At 71.0% G+C, this 16,905-nt stretch carries 13 protein-coding genes; 6 read left to right on the top strand and 7 right to left on the bottom strand.

The genetic code is table 11. From position 1 onward, the window contains the following. Positions 1–28 precede the first annotated feature (28 nt). The 4 genes from M8542_RS45355 to rnhA all read right to left on the bottom strand — a co-directional run bounded on the left by M8542_RS45355 (position 29) and on the right by rnhA (position 5,395). The gene (locus M8542_RS45355; RefSeq protein ID WP_257926615.1) at positions 29–3,106 is read right to left on the bottom strand and encodes a glycosyl hydrolase 2 galactose-binding domain-containing protein; all 3,078 of its coding nucleotides are present in this window, start codon (positions 3,104–3,106) and stop codon (positions 29–31) included. Positions 3,107–3,224: 118 nt separating this feature from the next. After that, positions 3,225–4,457 (bottom strand): hypothetical protein, encoded by a 1,233-nt coding sequence (locus M8542_RS45350; protein WP_257926614.1) that lies wholly within the window; start codon positions 4,455–4,457, stop codon positions 3,225–3,227. A gap of 44 nt (positions 4,458–4,501) precedes the next feature. Next, positions 4,502–4,882, bottom strand: coding sequence for a YchJ family protein (locus M8542_RS45345; protein WP_257926613.1), 381 nt, complete (start codon positions 4,880–4,882; stop codon positions 4,502–4,504). 51 nt (positions 4,883–4,933) lie between these two features. Further along, entirely contained in the window at positions 4,934–5,395 is a 462-nt protein-coding gene (gene rnhA / locus M8542_RS45340) for a ribonuclease HI (protein ID WP_257926612.1), read from the bottom strand. A gap of 74 nt (positions 5,396–5,469) precedes the next feature. Here rnhA and M8542_RS45335 point away from each other — a divergent pair, with 74 nt between their 5' ends. From M8542_RS45335 to M8542_RS45320, 4 genes are all read left to right on the top strand, one after another. After that, complete coding sequence (locus M8542_RS45335) at positions 5,470–6,177, top strand: Crp/Fnr family transcriptional regulator (RefSeq protein WP_257926611.1); 708 nt, start codon at positions 5,470–5,472, stop codon at positions 6,175–6,177. Between the two features lie 402 nt (positions 6,178–6,579). Then, the gene (locus tag M8542_RS45330) at positions 6,580–7,545 is read left to right on the top strand and encodes a hypothetical protein (RefSeq protein ID WP_257926610.1); all 966 of its coding nucleotides are present in this window, start codon (positions 6,580–6,582) and stop codon (positions 7,543–7,545) included. Between the two features lie 7 nt (positions 7,546–7,552). Next, positions 7,553–8,167, top strand: a complete 615-nt coding sequence (locus M8542_RS45325; protein ID WP_257926609.1) for a hypothetical protein — start codon at positions 7,553–7,555, stop codon at positions 8,165–8,167. 20 nt (positions 8,168–8,187) lie between these two features. Further along, on the top strand, positions 8,188–8,973 hold the full coding sequence (locus M8542_RS45320) for a DUF1684 domain-containing protein (protein ID WP_257926608.1): 786 nt from the start codon (positions 8,188–8,190) through the stop codon (positions 8,971–8,973). Here M8542_RS45320 and M8542_RS45315 read toward each other — a convergent pair. The 3 genes from M8542_RS45315 to M8542_RS45305 all read right to left on the bottom strand — a co-directional run bounded on the left by M8542_RS45315 (position 8,970) and on the right by M8542_RS45305 (position 12,635). Next, the gene (locus tag M8542_RS45315; protein WP_257926607.1) at positions 8,970–9,458 is read right to left on the bottom strand and encodes an AMIN-like domain-containing (lipo)protein; all 489 of its coding nucleotides are present in this window, start codon (positions 9,456–9,458) and stop codon (positions 8,970–8,972) included. The two genes, M8542_RS45320 and M8542_RS45315, sit on opposite strands and share 4 nt — an antisense overlap. Before the next feature lie 118 nt (positions 9,459–9,576). After that, positions 9,577–11,829 (bottom strand): UvrD-helicase domain-containing protein, encoded by a 2,253-nt coding sequence (locus M8542_RS45310; protein WP_257926606.1) that lies wholly within the window; start codon positions 11,827–11,829, stop codon positions 9,577–9,579. A gap of 128 nt (positions 11,830–11,957) precedes the next feature. Next, positions 11,958–12,635: an MBL fold metallo-hydrolase gene (locus M8542_RS45305; RefSeq protein WP_257926605.1), complete on the bottom strand. Its 678-nt coding sequence runs from the start codon at positions 12,633–12,635 to the stop codon at positions 11,958–11,960. 110 nt (positions 12,636–12,745) lie between these two features. Here M8542_RS45305 and M8542_RS45300 point away from each other — a divergent pair, with 110 nt between their 5' ends. Further along, positions 12,746–13,951, top strand: a complete 1,206-nt coding sequence (locus M8542_RS45300; RefSeq protein ID WP_257926604.1) for an acyltransferase family protein — start codon at positions 12,746–12,748, stop codon at positions 13,949–13,951. Between the two features lie 90 nt (positions 13,952–14,041). After that, positions 14,042–16,903 carry an excinuclease ABC subunit UvrA gene (uvrA, locus tag M8542_RS45295; RefSeq protein ID WP_257926603.1) on the top strand — a complete coding sequence of 954 codons (2,862 nt, stop codon included), beginning with the start codon at positions 14,042–14,044 and terminating at the stop codon, positions 16,901–16,903. Positions 16,904–16,905: the final 2 nt, after the last annotated feature.

Raw genomic sequence — 16,905 nt, 5'->3', positions numbered from 1 at the left:
TAGGGAAAGTGCCGCCCTCGGTCCGCGACTAGACGGTGATCTTGTCGACGTTCGGGCCGCCGTTGGCGGTCGTCGCGGTCGCCTTGATCTTGTTCGTTCCGGCGGCCAGGGAAACGGGCAGCGTGATCGTCTGCCACGTGTCCCAGTTCCCGGTGCCGCCGAACGCCACCGCGGACGCCACCTTCGTGCCGTTCACCGAGATGTCCATCGGCCGGTTCACCGTGGTGCCGTTGGCGAACCGCAGGACGACGTTCGCGCCGCCCGCCGACGCCGCGTTCACCGTGAACTCCACCGCGCTGCCGGTCGCGTTGTCGTAGTTGACGAACCCGGTGCCGGTGAAGCCCGCGTGGTTCGACTCCGCGGCGCCGTTGGTGATCGCCGCGTCCTCGGCCTGGTAGTCCACCGGGTTGCCGGGACCGGGGTCGACCGTGCCGTCCGCCGGGATCGTCTTCGTCCCGGTGTTCCAGCCCGCGACCCGCACGGACGGCTTGGCGCCCTTGAGGTCCGCGGTCCGGTAGGTCGCCGTCAGCGTGGTCGACTCGCCGGGCCAGAGGCTGACCTGGTTGTCGGTCCACCGCACCGGCAGCACCGGCGCGCCCGCCGCGCCGAGGACGTGCGCGTCGACCATGAACGCCGGCACCTTGGCCGACGAGCCGTTCGTCAGCGTCACCTTGGTCGTCGTGGTGCCGTCGCCGTTGGTGGTCGACGTCGCGGTCGACCCGAGCGACACCTGCGCCAGGCCGGTCAGCCCGGACAGGTCGGCGTAGGCGGACTGCGGCGTGTAGTACCAGTCGCTCGAGTCCCAGTTCAGCGTGTCGGCCTTGGTGGACAGCCAGTAGACGTTGCGGCTGACCTCCTTGCCCGAGGAGTCGCTCAGGACCAGCTTCGCCAGGTACGTCGTCGACAGCCCGCTCACCGAGCCGATGGTCAGCGCCGTGGTCTTGGCGCCGTCACCGCCCACCGACACCGCCTTCGACTGGGTGAACTTCTCGGTGCCGTCCAGGTTGTACAGCTTCACGGACGCGGTGAGGCCCGACGCCGCGTCGTGGTTGTGGTTCACGACCACGACCGACTTGGTGTCGTAGGAGTACTGGATGTGCAGCGGCTCGTTCGCCTTCTTGGCCCCGAAGTAGGAGCCGTTCTGGTCGAGGTAGGCGTCGAACAGCTGCCAGTGCAGCGACGTCCAGCCGCTGTTGAGCATCCAGTAGATGATCCCGGTGGCCGGGTTCGAGCTGTCGCTGAAGTTGCGCGAGTGCGACTCGAACTCGGCGCGGACGTTCTCGTACTGCGCCAGCTGCGCCTTGCGGACGAAGTCGTCCAGGCTCGCCGGCTTGCCGTAGCGGTTGGTCAGCGCGTCGCCGAAGAGCTTGAGGTTGGCGAACGTCGAGGACGACGACCGGTGGTACTGCGCGGTCGACGGGCTCTTCCACATCGTGTCGAGCTCGCTCGAGGACATCATCCGCTTCAGCGTGTCCATCGTCGGGATGTCCGGCCCGGCGCTGGTCTCGGAGTTGAAGCTCCACGCGCCACCGAGGTCGTTGTGCGCCTTGTCGTACCAGTAGTTCGGCGGCACGTAGTCGTACGGGCCGTTCATCTTCATGCCCGACGAGCCCAGCTGCGGCGACGACTTCGCCGATGCGGCCGGGACCACCGGGGTGGCCCAGTCCGCGGCGTTGAGCGCGTCGAGGTAGTTCTTCTCGATCGTCGCGTCCGGCGCGAAGTCGCTGCCGATCAGGAACGAGATGACGCTCGGGTGATCGCGCAGCCGCTCGGCCTCCGCGGTCATCGACGCCTTCGCGACCGGGTAGTCCGCGGCGGTCCAGGGGTCACCCTTCTCGCTGCCGTTGACCTGGCCTTCCCACTTGTCGCAGCACTCCCAGCCGGGCAGTGTCAGCACGCCCATCCGGTCGGCGAGGTCGAAGAACTCGTCCGGCTCGATGTGCCCCTCCAGGCGCACGGTGTTGAGCCCGAGGTCCTTGACGTAGGCGAGCTTGTCCGCCGCGTACTGCTCGTTCCAGCGCAGGAACAGGTCCGGCGAGTAGCCGCCGCCCTTGATCAGCAGCGGGCGCCCGTTGATCGTGTACGACCGGCCGCCGCTGGAGTTCTTGTTCGCCGTCACCGTGCGCACGCCGAAGCTGGAGTGCGAGGTGTCCGACGCCGCGCCGCCGACGCTCGCGGACAGGTCGAGGTCGTAGAGCGGCTGCCCGCCCATCCCGGCCGGCCACCAGACCTGCGGGTTGTCGAGCCCGACCGCGCCGAAGGTGACGGTCTTCTTCTCCTTGGCCGCCAGGTTCACGGTCTGGCTGATCGGCTTCCCGGCGACCGTGCCGGAGACCGTCGCGGACACCGCGGCCGCCGAGTCGTTGCGGACGTCGGCCTTCACGGTGAGGTCGGCGTGGCTGGTCCCGGTCAGCTTCGTGACGACGTGGCCGCCGCGCAGCGCCACCGGGCCGCTGCGCCGGACGAGCACGTCCCGCACGATGCCCATGTTCTGGTCCGGCGGGGTCTGCGCCCAGTCGATCCAGCCCATCGACAGATCCTTGTTCGGGTCGTTCGGGTAGACCTTGAACGCGACGCTGTTGGTGCCGGCCTTCACCAGCGCGGTGATGTCCAGGTCGTGGCGGGTGTAGGCGCCGGTGACCTGCGTCTTGTCCGCGACGCGCGTCCCGTTGACCCAGACGTCGGCCTTGGAGAGCACGCCGCTGAAGTCGAGGTAGGTGCGCTGGGTGGTGTCGGTGACGCTCAGGTCGGTGCGGTACCACCAGGGGACCTTGAAGTCCGCGGTCGGCACGTTCTTCATGTTCGTCGAGTAGAACGGGTCGGCGTACTTGCCGTTGGCCAGCAGGCCGGCGTAGACGGTCGAGCGCGGGCCGACCGGGTACCAGCCGCTGGTGTTGTAGCCGGGCTTCGAGACCGCCGAGTCGTCGCTGACCTGCGCCGACGTCTGGATCAGGAAGCCGGGGACCGCGGTGGCCGGGCCCGCGGCGGTGACCGCCGCTTTCGCCGGCTCCTGCCCGGTCGCCGCCGGAACGGTCGCCCCGCTCAGCGCGACGGCGAGCGTCGCCGCCGCCAGCAAGGTCCGGGTTCTTCTCTGCCGATAGCTCACTAGCGCGCCTCCTAGGCACCACGGCGGCGTGGGGACAGCGGACCATCGTTAGGGAACTTTCCTAACAATTGCGGACGATCGTAGCGGTCCGGTCACGCGGAGAACAGGGGCACATCCGTCAAACCCGCGCGACTTGCCACGCCGCCGCGGCGCGCAGCGCCAGGATGAGCGGCAGGGAGCCGTCTTCCCAGAGCCGTTGAGGAAGTGCCTCGCTCAGCGGGACGCCGGCGGCGAGCGCGTCGCCGATCGCGGGCAGGTCGACGTCGAAGAGCGTCAGCCCGGCGCTGTAGAGCCGTTCGCCGCTGACCGGCCGGCGCCCGGCGACCTCGGTGCTGTCGACGGCCAGTTCGGTCAGGCCGAAGAACTCGGGTTTCGCACCGCGTTCCATCCAGCGCGCGAAGCCGACCAGCTTCGTCGAGCGGACATCGCCGGGCTTGAGCCCGCTCTCCTCGCACAGCTCGCGGTCCATGCCGGCGCAGACCGCGGTGTGCAGCAGGCGGCGGGTGCCACCGTCCCCGGTGCGCAGGTCCCGCGGCTCGAGCGAGCCGCTGCCGGACGGCGCGAGCAGCAGCCCGCTCACGGAGTTGAGCGACGACTGCCGGACGGTGACGAGCTTGCCGTCGGTGGTGAAGGCGACGGTCGAGACGCCGACGAGGTCGGCCAGGTCGCTGCCGCTCAGCTCGCGCAGCGCGCCGGCGGAGTCGGTGAGCTCGGCCTTGCGCAGGTCGTACTCCTCGCCGGAGTCGGCGCGGGTGATGCGGAGCGCGCCGAGCTCGTTCGAGCAGACGGCGTCGAAGAACCGGGCGCGGTGCAGCCGGATCGGCGCGGGTCGCGCACCGGCGGCGGGCAGCGGGTCGCCGCGCATGCCGACGACCGGGCCGTTGAACAGCAGCCGGCCGCGGGCCCGCAGCGGCAGCACGTGCGGCGCGGTCGCCTTGAGCGCGGGCGGCAACCGGTACGGCTCCTCGGCGAGGGCGATCGTGTGCCGTTCGGCCCAGAGGTCCCGGTCGATCGCGGCGCTGACCAGCGCGGTCCCGCGAGCGGGCACGGCGACGTAGGCCGAGGCCGGGTACGCGGGCGGCGGCGGCAGCTCGGCGGTGGGGAAGGGCGCGGCGATGGTGGTGAACTCGAAGCCGGCCCACCGGCGGCGCAGCAGCCGGACGTCGCGGGCGAAGGTGGCGACGCCGAGCCCGAGCGCGACGACGGAGAGGACGACCCCGACGGCGCTGGGCAGGATGGTGACGACCCCGAGGACGACGCCCAGCCCGGACGCGGCGAGCGGCCACTCCCGGGCGCCGATGAAGCCGAGGTAGTCCGCCTTCGCCCGGGCGCGGCGCGTCAGTTTTCCCATCGCCGCACTGTTTAGCACGAGGGCGAGGGTGCGCGGGCCGGGTTTTACGCTTCCGCGTCGAGGTAGACCCAGTGGCCGTCGGCACGCCGGAAGCGGCTGTTCTCTTCGAGGAAGCCGTCGCGCCCGCGGTGCCGGTAGTGCGCGCGGAACTCGACGGTGCCTTCGGTGTGCAGCAGGCCACCGCCCGTGCGGCCGAGGATCTCCAGCCGCGTCCACTCCTGGCCGGGGTCGAGGACCAGGCGCCGGGGCCGGGTGCCGGGGTGCCAGGTCTTCAGCAGGTAGCCGGTGTCGCCGACGGCGAAGGCGGAGAACCGCGACCGCATCAGCAGTTCGGCGGTCGGCGCGGTGAGGGCGCCGCCGTGGAACCGGCCACAGCACTCGGCGTAGGACCCGGCGAGACCGCACGGGCAGGAGGCGGGAGGCATCGGGAAAGTGTGCCACGGCGGGTGCCCCGCCGCCCGACCGTCCTTTTCGGACTAGCCCGCGTTGACCGGCTTCCCGTTCTCCCGGGCTTCCTGCGCCCCACGCACGGCCAGCCGGTCGGCCCGCTCGTTCTCCGGATGTCCCGCGTGCCCCTTGACCCACAGCCACTCGACCTCGTGGCCGCCGACCGCCGCGTCCAGGCGTTGCCACAGGTCCGCGTTCTTCACCGGCTCGCGGGCCGCCGTCTGCCAGCCGTTCTTCTTCCAGCGGGGGAGCCACTGCGTGATCCCGTTGCGGACGTACGTGCTGTCGGTGAACACGCGGACCTGCGACGGCCGCGTCAGGCTCTCCAGCGCGCGGATCGGCGCGGTCAGCTCCATCCGGTTGTTCGTCGTCGGAGTCGCTTCGCCGCCGTACAGCTCGCGCTCGTGCCGTCCGTAGCGCAGCACCGCGCCCCAGCCACCCGGTCCGGGGTTCCCGCTGCACGCCCCGTCGGTGAAGATCTCCACGTCCACGCGGCGACCCTACCGGCCGCGACCCTCGCCGGGAGCCGCCACGCCGGGTTACGGTGGTGATCCGGAGGGGAGCCATGAGCGGGCACGACGACACGGCCGAGGGGGCGCTCCTGACCTACCTCGCCGACGCCGATCGCGAGTACCTGCTGGCCAGGGGCACCCGGCGCCGGTTCCGCGCGAACGACGTCGTGCTCATGGAAGGCGACCCGTCCGACCACGTCCACGTGCTGGTCACCGGCTGGGTGCGCGTGTCCACGATAGTCGAGGACGGCCGCCAGGTGCTCTTCGGCCTGCGCGGTCCCGGCGAGGTGCTCGGCGACCTCGCGGCGGTCACCGGGCGGCCGCGCACGGCGTCGGTCCGCGCGATCGAACCCTGCACCGTCGTCCAGCTGACCGGCGCGCAGTTCGTCGACGTCCTGCACGCCCGGCCGGAGATCGCCATCGCGACGATCAAGTCGCTCGCGGCCCGGCTCCGCAACGCCGAATCGGCCAGGGTCGACTCCGCCGCCTTCGACGTCAGCCGCCGCGTCGCGGTGCACCTGGTCCGGTTGGCCGAAGAGCACGGCCGCACCGTGCCCGACGGCGTCGTCCTCGAGGGCGCCTTCTCGCAGGAGGACATCGCCGCGCAGATCGGCGCGGCCCGGCGTACCGTCGCCAGGGCGCTGCGCGTGCTGCGCGAACGCGGCATCGTCGAAACCGGCCGCCGCCGGATCCTCATCCGCAAGCCGCGCGTCCTGCGGGCCTTCGCCCGTTCTGAGCCAAACGGCACACACCACCCGTGACAGCGGGCCTCTGAGTCACCCCGCGATCCGGCGATTCTGGAACCGGCCGGAAAACGCGATGCCGACCGGCCGTTTTCCTTTTTCGGGCGAGGGCGGGTAAGTGCTTTGCCGGGAAACCGTGCCGCGGGATGTGGACGCCGGCGAATTCGCCGCGCCCGCGTCGCACCGGCTCCCGCCTCGCCGCCGGGTACAGCGATGAGGAGGTGTGCGAGATGGAAAGCCACGCGATCTGGGCGCTGATCTTCGGGACGAACTGACCCGCGGTGCGCCCGGCCGGCCGGCTCGTGGGGGGCCGGTCGGCCGGGTGTTCCGGGAACTGTCCCGAATCTGTCCTACCGCCGCCGAACCCGCCGTTGATAATGTGGGTGGTTATTTCCGCCGCGGAACCGGAAGAGGGGTGGGATGCGGCCCGAGAACTCCTTCCCGTTCGTGCGTGAACTGAACGAGCTGCGCCGCGGCCGCGGGCTCGACGCGGCCGACCTGCACCAGCGGATCGGGCCCTGCCTGCGTGCCGCCTGCGAGATCGCCGACGCCGACCAGCCCGCCGCCGCGCGCCAGAAACTCGTGCTGCGGCTCACCGAGCTCTGCGGGCGGCTGCCACCCGACCTGCGGCTCGCCGCGCTGGCCGCGCTGGGCCTGCACGAGGAGGCCGCCGGGGAGTTCCTCGACCGCCGGATCTCGTGGCTGGCCAGCGTCCTGGACCGCGACCCGCGCACCGCGCGCCGGCGGATCGACCTCGCCTTCCGGCGGCTCGACGAGCTGCTCGGCACACCCGCGCGCGAGCGCGACCCGCACCCGCTGACCGGCTGGTACGTCGAGTCGATGAAGGCGATGCTCCGGCTCGACCGCGAACCCGCGGACCTGCAGGAGGAACGCCGGATCGTCGCGGAGGTCGACGAGCTCGACGAACTGGTGCTCTCGTTCAGCGCGCCGGCCGAGCCGGGCCGTGACCCGGTGCCCGACATCACCGCGGACGTGCTGTTCGGCGGTGAGATCGTGGAAGCGCGGCAGGTGTCGGCGAGTCACGCGCAGTTCGTCATGCGGCTGCCGAGCCCGCTGCGGCTGGGCCAGCGGCACGAGTACGGCATCCGCTTCGCGCCGCGGCGCACGGCGTTGCGGCCCTACTACGTCCTGACCCCGTTGCGGCGCTGCGAGGAGTTCTCGGTGCGCGTCCGGTTCGACCGCGCCGCCCCGCCCTCGCGCGTGTGGCGGCTCAACGGCGTGCCGGGCCGGGTGATCGACGACGGCGTCGACTCGGGCGACGCGCTGACCGTCAACCGGGTCGGCGAGGTCGGGCTCGAGTTCCACGAGCTGCACCAGGGCCTCGGCTACGGCCTGCAGTGGTCGTTCGACCCCCGGGAGGACTGAGGAGGCCATGCGCACCGTCCCGGTGGCCGCGACCGTCGTCCGGATCGGGATCGTCGCCCCGAGCCGGGGCCGGACCGCCCGCGCGGTCCACCTCGGCACGACCCTCGACGGCGTGCTGGACGAGGTGTTCGACCAGGTCCCAGTGCCCTACCGGAACCCCACCTGGTACCGGCGGCCGGAAGGGGACAACACGACGCTGGTCATCCCGCCGACGGTGCCGACGGCATGGGTCGTGCTCGGGCTCGCCGGCCTGGTGGACGGCGCGCTGCGGCGTCGCAACCGCCACCTCAACGAGTTCGGCAGGCTGCGGCTGCGGCTGGCCGTCGACCACGGCGACGTCGTGCTGCGGCCGCCGCACTTCGGCGGGGCGGCGATCGCGCTGGCGGTCTGGTTGTGCGAAGCGGCGGAGCTGAAGGCGGCGATGGCCGCCGCGCCGGAACACGACCAGCTGCTGATCCTGTCCGACCGCTGTTTCACCGCGATCGCCGGTGAGCTGGACCCGGCGGAGTTCCGGCGGGTCGTCGTCCCGGCCGGCGGCGAGCGCGAGATCGCGTGGTTGCGGACGCGCCCGGATACTGGGACGCGGAATACCGGCGCGGGCGACGGGTTGGCACCGTCGTAGCCGACGGGAAGGGCCTCGCGATGAGCACGTTCACCCAGGACTGGCAGGACTGGAAGACCCGGCGCGAGACGGACCTCGCCGCGCCGCACGGCTGGCTGGCGCTGGTGTCGCTGGACTGGCTGGGCGAGCAGCCGCGCGAGTACCCCGGCATCCCGGGCCGCTGGTGGCAGGACGAGACCGCGGCGTACGTCGACCCGGCCGGCGCGTCCCTCGAGCACGACGGCGCCCCGCTCACCGAGGTCCGGCGGTTCGAGCTGGTCAACAGCGGCGCGGGCACCCGGGTGCTGGCCGGCGACGTCGAGATCGAGGTGGCCCGCCGTTCGGGGTACCTGATCCGCGTCCACGACCCGAAGGCCGAGGTGCTGCGCGCGTTCCACGGCGTCCCGGCGTACGAGCCGTCGCCGGACTGGGTGCTGACCGGCCGGTTCGAGCCGTTCGACACGCCCCGGCCGACCACGGTGGGCGCGGTGGTGGAGGGCCTGAGCCACGTCTACACGGCGCCAGGCCTGATCCACTTCACCCGCGACGGGGTGGCGCACACGCTGACCGCGTTCAACGGCAAGGAGAGCGGCGGGTTCAACATCCTGTTCACGGACGAGACGAGCGGCGTCACGACGTACGCGGCGAACCGCTCGCTGCCGGTGGGTCCGCCGGCCCCGGACGGGACGGTGACGCTGGACTTCAACCGGGCGCTGAACCTGCCGTGCGCGTTCACCGACTTCGCGACGTGCCCGCTCCCGCCGGCGGGCAACCACCTGCCGTTCCCGGTGGCGGCGGGGGAGAAGACCCCGCACGAACGCGGTTAGTGCGCCACGTCGATGACGACCCGGTTCGGTGCGGTGAGCGTGAAGACGTTCACGGCGGTCCGCGACCGCACCCCGAGCCCGACGCTCAGGTGGGCTTCGAAGTCCCCGGTGACGGCGACGGCCATGACGTTCCCGAGGTTCCGCGTCCGGAACTTCGACGGCCCGGTGTAGGTGGGCGTGCCGTTGACGTCGTGCGCCGCCGCCGGGGTCGCGGTGACGTTGACGAAGAACTGCCCGGTGAGCCAGACGACCTCACCGCTCGGATCGGCGGTGAGTTCATCGGTGAGCTGGTAGCTGACGGCGGGCGCGGGCCCGGCGGTCAGATCGAGCACGATCCGGTCGAAGGTGGTGTTGTTCCCGGTCCGGATGGCGGTCATGGCCGGGATGGTGGGCGCGGCTTGGGCTTGGGCTTGGGCTGCGGCGGTGAGAGTGCCGGCTCCGGTGATGAGGACGGCGACGAGTGCGCGTCGGACGGGTCTGGACATGGTGGGCCTCCTGAACGGATGGAAGTCCCAGCGCTGGGTTCGCTGGGGACGTCCGGTTCGTCCGGGAAGTTGCCTGGGTGTCCCGTATCGTTACCCCGGTGCTCCGAACGTGGCCGGGTCACCGGTGGCCGTGCCGACGCAGCCAGGCTTCGGTGCAGCACGCCTCGCAGGGTTCCAGCTCACCGGGCGTGACCGCTCCCCACGCGATCCGCTCCTTCGGGTGCACGGTCTGTCCTCGATGGGCCGAGCTGCGTTGCCCCTTGTCCAGCCAGGTGCAGTCCGGATCGTTGTGGTAGGCGTTCCCGCCCTTCGTCCGGTAGCCGTGCGGCAGGACGTCGGCCGGAGGCTTGCGGCAGTGCGCGCACCAGGCGATCGGCATCTGGTGCACGCATTCGCTGTCGTCCGCGGCAGGCGGCGTCGGTGCTCGGTCCGGCACCTGTTCGCCGGCCGGCTCGACGACACCCCACCACAGGTAGTCGCGGGCCCGGGTGGCCGCGACGAGCCGCTGGCGGTCGCGAAGCTCCGGCGCCTCCTCGGCCGCGACACCGTTTTCGGTGGGCTTGCCGGGAAACTCGACGACCAGCACGGCTTGGAAGTCGAGCCCCTTCGCCCGGTGCACGGTGCCGACTTTGAGGCAGTCGCCGGGCTCACCGGAGTAGTCGTCGAGAGACAGGCACGGAATGCCGGCCGTGCGCAGGATCCGCCGGCAGCGCGTGAGATCGCCGCGGTGGAACAGGATCAGCGCCGTCTGCCCGAGGGGAGCCGGAAGCCCGGCGACGCGCCGCGGCAGCTCTTCCGCGAGTTCGGCTTCCGAGCCGCGCCAAGCCGCGGTCGTGCCGCCGGTGCTCGCCCCTTCGGCGTCGTGCAACGCGATGCCGGCTTCGCCGTCGAGATCGTCCACCTCGTTCTTCGCGTCGAAACGCTGGGCGAAGGTGAGCACCTCGGCTCGGTTCCGGTAGTTGACCCGCAGCACCTCACCGCGGCCCTGAATGGGGATCCCGGCGTCCGAGAGCCGCCAACCGCCCGGGTAGACCTGCTGCTGGCCGTCGCCGACCAGGAGCAGCTGGTTGGGGCCGGTCCCGGCCAGCTCCCTGATCAGCCGGAGCCCGTTGAGGGTGATGTCCTGCACCTCGTCGACCACCACGGCGGCGTAGCGGTCTTCGAGCGGCTGACGGCGTAGTTCGGCCAAGGCCAGGTCGATCAGGTCGTTGTAGTCGTGGAGGCCGCGCTCGGCGAGCATTTCCCGGTAGGTCTCGTAGAGCCGCCACACCGCCGCTTTCTGCTCGGCGCTCAGCCGTACGGTCCGCCCGCGCCGGCGCGGGACGCTGTACTCCGCCAGCGAGGTGAATCCGCGGCCTCTGATGACCCGGTCGATTTCGGTTCGCCAGTATTCGTCGTGCCGTTCGATCGGTTCCAGCACGGCGCGGTGGCGGCCCCACGCCCGGCTGAAAGCCGTTCGCACGCCACGCGCGTCGACGTCGACTCCCCTTCCGCGGTCGGCGAGGAACCGGCGGATCCACGCATGCAGGTGGAGGAATTCGGCCCGCTCGGCCAATTCCGGCGCGAGGCGGCGGAAAGCGGCTTCGTGGACTGCCGGCAGGGTGCGCACGAAGGTGGTGAACAGCAACGGACCGGTGCTCCGGCGAGCGAGGCGGCGGAGCCGATGGAGCGCGACCACGGTCTTGCCGGTGCCGGCCGGTCCGCTGATCCGGGCGGGGCCGCTGTAGTCCCGGTTGACGATCGCCCGCTGGTGCGGGTGCAGGAAGGTCAGCCACGTGTCGAAGGGCCGTAGCTGGGCCGCGGCGACTTCGCCGGCCACCAAGGTGTCCGGGTCCAGCAAGGCGTCCGCCGCCCGGTCGCGTCCGGGGGCCTGGACCCGCAGGGGAAGGTAACCGGCCAGGAGCTTGCCGGCCTGCTCGCCGACCGCTTCGACCTGACGGCGGTCGAGGTGCGGCGAACCGCGTTCGAACAACCGCGACAGCTGCGGTTCAGCGATCACCCTGAAGGGACCGGCTGCCCGCGCGGCCCGGGGCGCCGGGCCCGGCGCCAGCAGCACGAAGTGGACGGCGCTGCTCGGCAGCACCCGGCCGCGGTGGTCCCGGATGCCCGCGCACCGTTCCTCGGCGTGCCGGACGAGCTGGTGCAGGGAGGGCGGCCGCGGCGGTTCGGCGGCGATGGTGATCGCGAAGACGCCTTCGGCGCCGATCAGGAAGACGTCGGCCTGCGGTCGGTCCGCGGCCAGGTCGGCGCGCACGAAGAGGTGCCGGGCGGTGGTGGTCTCGGCGAGCAACCCGCCGAGCACCCGGCGCCGGTCCGGGTCGAGCTCGGGAAAGTAGTCCTTCACCAGTGCGGAAGCGGTCTGCTGACGCACCCGCCGAGCATGGTTGCTGAAGTTCACTGACCCTCCCCGGCGTGACTTTCGGTAGCCAACGTATTGCGGGCTGCCGTCACGCGGGGAAAGTCAGCGACAACTCACTCGAATGTCGCAGGACGCCGGAATCACCAGCCGCGCTCGCGCCACTCCTTCAGCTTCGGCCGCTCGACCCCCAACGTCGAATCATCCCCGTGCCCCGGATAGAACCAGGTCTCATCCGGCAGCTCGTCGAAGATCCGCGCCGAAACGTCATCCACCAACGACGAGAAGTCCTCCGGCGACGTGGTCCGCCCCACCCCGCCAGGGAACAGCGAATCCCCGGTGAACAGGTGCGGGTGGCCCGACGGATCGCGGTACAGCAGCGCGATCGACCCCGGCGTGTGCCCCCGGAGGTGGATCACCGAAAGAGTGACCTGCCCCACCGACAGCGTGTCCCCGTGCTCGACCAGGAAGTCCGGCGGCACCGGCAACGGCGAGGCATCCAACGGGTGGGCCGCCGTGTTGGCGCCGTTCGCCCCCGCCACCGCGCCCAGCGCCTGCCAGTGGTCCTGGTGCTGGTGAGTCGTGACAACGGTCTTCAAGGAAGGCCGGTCGGGGCCGTGGCCGATCAGGTCCGAGATGCGCTCCGGGTCGTTCGCCGCGTCGATCAGCAGGGCTTCCTGCGATGCCCGGCACACCAGGAGGTACGTGTTGTTGTCCATCGGGCCGACGGACAGCTTGGTGATGGTCAGCGCGTCCAGGGTCCGCCGGGCGGCGTCGCCGCCGGGGTCGACGTGCCCCGTGTAGGTCTCCACGATGTTCACCGTGCACACGGTAGTCGTTTCACTCCAACCGGTTCCACCCGCACAAGCACCCTCCCGCGCCGCCCCGTAGGCTCACGGCGACCCCCAGCCGAGCCGACCTCAGGACGACCGTGCCCACCTCCCCGACGCCGCGCCGGATCAGCTGGGACCTCCTTCGCGTCGTCGCCGTCTTCGCGGTGATCCTCGGGCACGTCACCCACCAGGGCGCGCTTCTCCACCCGGAGCTCACGGGGTACCCCGTGCGGGTGACAGCGCAGTTCGGCGCCGCGATCCTGCTCGTGATCTCCGCCTACTTCGTTTGCGCGAGCCTCCGCAAGGGCAATCCGCGCCGGTGGCTGTGGAACCGCGTCGCGCGCCTCGTGCCGGCCTACCTGGTCGCCGTCCTGCTGACCTACGTGATCACCCGGTGGGCCGCCATCTCCTTCAGCGGCCTGCCCTACCCGCCCGGGCTCACCGGCTTCCTCTTCGGCGTGCCGCAGGGCCCGCCGACGAACCCGTCGCCGTGGTACATCCCCACCTGGCTGGACCTGCTCACCAACCTCGGCATGGTGCAGGAGTGGGGCATCCGCTCGGCCTCCTTCTACTACCTCGACGGCTCGTACTGGACGCTGCCGGTGCAGCTGCTGGCCTTCACCGGCGCGGCCCTGCTCTGGCCGCGGTCGTGGCGCACCCACCGGCTGACCGTCGCCTTGCTCTGGGCGCTGATCCTCGGCCCGCTCGTGCTGCGCTTCCTCGTCTTCCCGCCGGGCACCGCGAGCCCGGTCGTCGAGACCTTCTACTACGGCCTGGGCCTGCACCGGCTGCACGTCTTCGCGATCGGCATCGCGGTCTGGCTGTGGGCGCAGCGGCGGCTCAAGACGTGGCACGCCGCGCTGTTCGTCGTCGCCGCCGTCGCCGCGCAGGACCTGCAGGTCTTCCCGTTCCACGTCGCGCTGCCGCAGGACGCGCTGCGCTGGCCGTCCACCATCGGGTTCGCCGTGCTCCTGGTGCTGGTGTGCGTGGCCGCCCGCGGCCCGGACTGGCGGTTCCCCGGCCTCGCCCGGATCGCCCCGGCCGTCACCTGGCTCGCGGGCATCTCGTATGGTCTTTACCTGGTGCACCAGGAACTGGGCTACATCCTGGCCCGCGCGCTCCTCGACCTCGGCCTCCCCGGCTGGCTCCGCCTCCCGCTGGTCGTGGCCGCCGCCGTGCTGGCCGGCTGGGCGGTCACCGCGGGGGTCGAACGCCCGGTCCACCGGTGGCTCACCAGACGTCGAAAGCCCGAAGAACCGCAGGTCAAGGACGCGGAACCCGTTTTTGTCGGTGGTGGCTCGTAGCATGGATCGCGGCCACCCGTGCAGCCTGATCGAGGCACGAAAGACCGGGTCGGCGACCGCAGCAGAGAATGACATTGAGAGGACCCTGGCGTGGCTGATCGCCTCGTTGTTCGCGGTGCCCGCGAGCACAACCTCCGCGGCGTGGATCTCGACCTGCCCCGCGACAGCCTGATCGTGTTCACCGGACTGTCCGGGTCCGGGAAGTCGAGCCTCGCCTTCGACACCATCTTCGCCGAAGGGCAGCGCCGCTACGTCGAGTCGCTGTCGGCGTACGCCCGGCAGTTCCTCGGGCAGATGGACAAGCCGGACGTCGACTTCATCGAGGGCCTCTCGCCCGCGGTGTCGATCGACCAGAAGTCCACCTCGCGCAACCCGCGCTCGACCGTGGGCACGATCACCGAGGTCTACGACTACCTGCGCCTGCTCTACGCCCGCGCCGGCAAGGCGCACTGCCCCAAGTGCGGCGAGGCGATCAGCAAGCAGACCCCGCAGCAGATCGTCGACCAGGTGCTGGAGATGGACGAAGGCATCCGCTTCCAGGTGCTCGCGCCGGTGGTGCGCGGGCGCAAGGGCGAGTACGTCGACCTGTTCGAGAACCTGCAGCAGCAGGGCTACGCGCGCGTGGTCGTCGACGGCACGGTCCACGCGCTCACCGACCCGCCGAAGCTGAAGAAGCAGGAAAAGCACCAGATCGGCGTGGTCATCGACCGCCTGAGCGTGAAGTCGTCTTCGCGCCAGCGCCTCACCGACTCGGTCGAGACGGCGCTGCGCCTGGCCGACGGGCTGATCGAGCTGGAGTTCGTCGACCTCCCGGAGAACGACCCGCACCGCATCCGCGGCTTCTCCGAGAACCTGGCCTGCCCGAACGGCCACCCGCTGGCCATCGAGGACCTCGAGCCCCGCTCGTTCTCCTTCAACTCGCCCTACGGCGCCTGCCCCGAGTGCACCGGCATCGGCATCCGCAAGGAGGTCGACCCGGAGCTGGTGGTCCCGGACGACGAGCTTTCGCTGGCCGAGGGCGCCATCGCGCCGTGGTCGGGCGGGCAGAGCGCGGACTACTTCATCCGCCTGCTCGAGTCGCTGTCGGAGACCATCGGCTTCCGGATGGACACGCCGTGGCGCCGGCTGCCCGCGCGCGCCCAGAAGGCGGTCCTGCACGGCGTCGACGACCAGGTCCACGTCCGCTACAAGAACCGCTACGGCCGCCAGCGGTCGTACTACGCGAGTTTCGAGGGCGTCATCCCGTTCCTCGAGCGGCGCCAGGAGCAGACCGAGTCCGAGTACATGCGCGAGCGGTACGAGGGCTACATGCGCGAGGTGCCGTGCCCGGCCTGCCAGGGCACCCGGCTCAAGCCGGAGATCCTCGCGGTGACGCTGGCCCACAAGACCCGCGGTGACATGTCGATCGCCGAGGTCTGCGGGCTGTCCATCGCGGAGGCGTCGCAGTTCCTCGACGAGCTGGAGCTCGGGCAGCGCGAGTCGATGATCGCCGGCGCGGTGCTCAAGGAGATCCAGGCCCGGCTGCGCTTCCTGCTCGACGTCGGCCTGACGTACCTCTCGCTCGACCGCGCGTCGGCCACTCTTTCGGGTGGTGAAGCGCAGCGGATCCGGCTGGCCACGCAGATCGGCTCCGGGCTGGTCGGCGTGCTGTACGTGCTCGACGAGCCGTCGATCGGCCTGCACCAGCGCGACAACCACCGCCTGATCGAGACGCTGACCCGGCTGCGGAACCTGGGCAACACGCTGATCGTCGTGGAGCACGACGAAGACACCATCCGCTCCAGCGACTGGGTGGTCGACATCGGCCCGGGCGCCGGCGAGCACGGCGGCCACATCGTCCACAGTGGACCGTACAAGAAGCTGCTCAAGAGCAAGGAGTCGCTGACCGGGCAGTACCTGTCCGGCCGGCGCAAGATCGAGGTGCCCGCGATCCGGCGGCCGATCGACAAGAAGCGGCAGCTGACCGTCGTCGGCGCCCGCGAGCACAACCTGCGCGGGCTCGACGTCTCGTTCCCGCTGGGCGCCCTGGTCTCGGTCACCGGCGTCTCCGGCTCGGGCAAGTCGACGCTGGTCAACGACATCCTCGCGACGGTGCTGGCGAACAAGCTCAACGGCGCCCGCCAGGTGCCGGGCCGGCACACCCGGGTCAACGGCCTGAACAACGTCGACAAGCTGGTGCGCGTCGACCAGTCGCCGATCGGCCGGACCCCGCGGTCCAACCCGGCCACCTACACCGGCGTCTGGGACCACGTCCGCAAGCTGTTCGCGGCGACCACCGAGGCGAAGGTCCGCGGCTACCAGCAGGGCCGGTTCTCGTTCAACGTCAAGGGCGGTCGCTGCGAGGCGTGCGCGGGTGACGGCACGATCAAGATCGAGATGAACTTCCTGCCGGACGTCTACGTCCCCTGCGAGGTCTGCAAGGGCGCGCGGTACAACCGGGAAACCCTCGAGGTCCACTACAAGGGCAAGACGGTCTCGGACGTGCTCGACATGCCCATCGAGGAGGCCGCGGAGTTCTTCGAGCCGATCAAGGCCATCCACCGCCACCTGCAGACGCTGGTCGACGTCGGCCTCGGCTACGTCCGGCTCGGGCAGCCCGCGCCGACGCTGTCGGGCGGCGAGGCGCAGCGCGTCAAGCTGGCCAGCGAGCTGCAGAAGCGCTCGACCGGCAAGACGGTGTACATCCTCGACGAGCCGACCACCGGCCTGCACTTCGAGGACATCAACAAGCTGATCGGCGTGATCAACGGCCTGGTCGACAAGGGCAACTCGGTGATCGTGATCGAGCACAACCTCGACGTGATCAAGACGTCCGACTGGATCATCGACATGGGCCCCGAGGGCGGCAACGGCGGTGGCACGGTGATCGCCGAGGGCACGCCGGAGCACGTCGCCGGGGTCGAGGGCAGCTACACGGGCGAGTTCTTGCGCCACGTCCTCACCGCGGAGTAGCG

Origin of the sequence: Amycolatopsis iheyensis, assembly GCF_024703995.1 — a bacterium.
In the GTDB taxonomy this organism is placed as follows: domain Bacteria; phylum Actinomycetota; class Actinomycetes; order Mycobacteriales; family Pseudonocardiaceae; genus Amycolatopsis; species Amycolatopsis iheyensis.
This window is presented reverse-complemented; position numbering and strand designations above follow the sequence as displayed.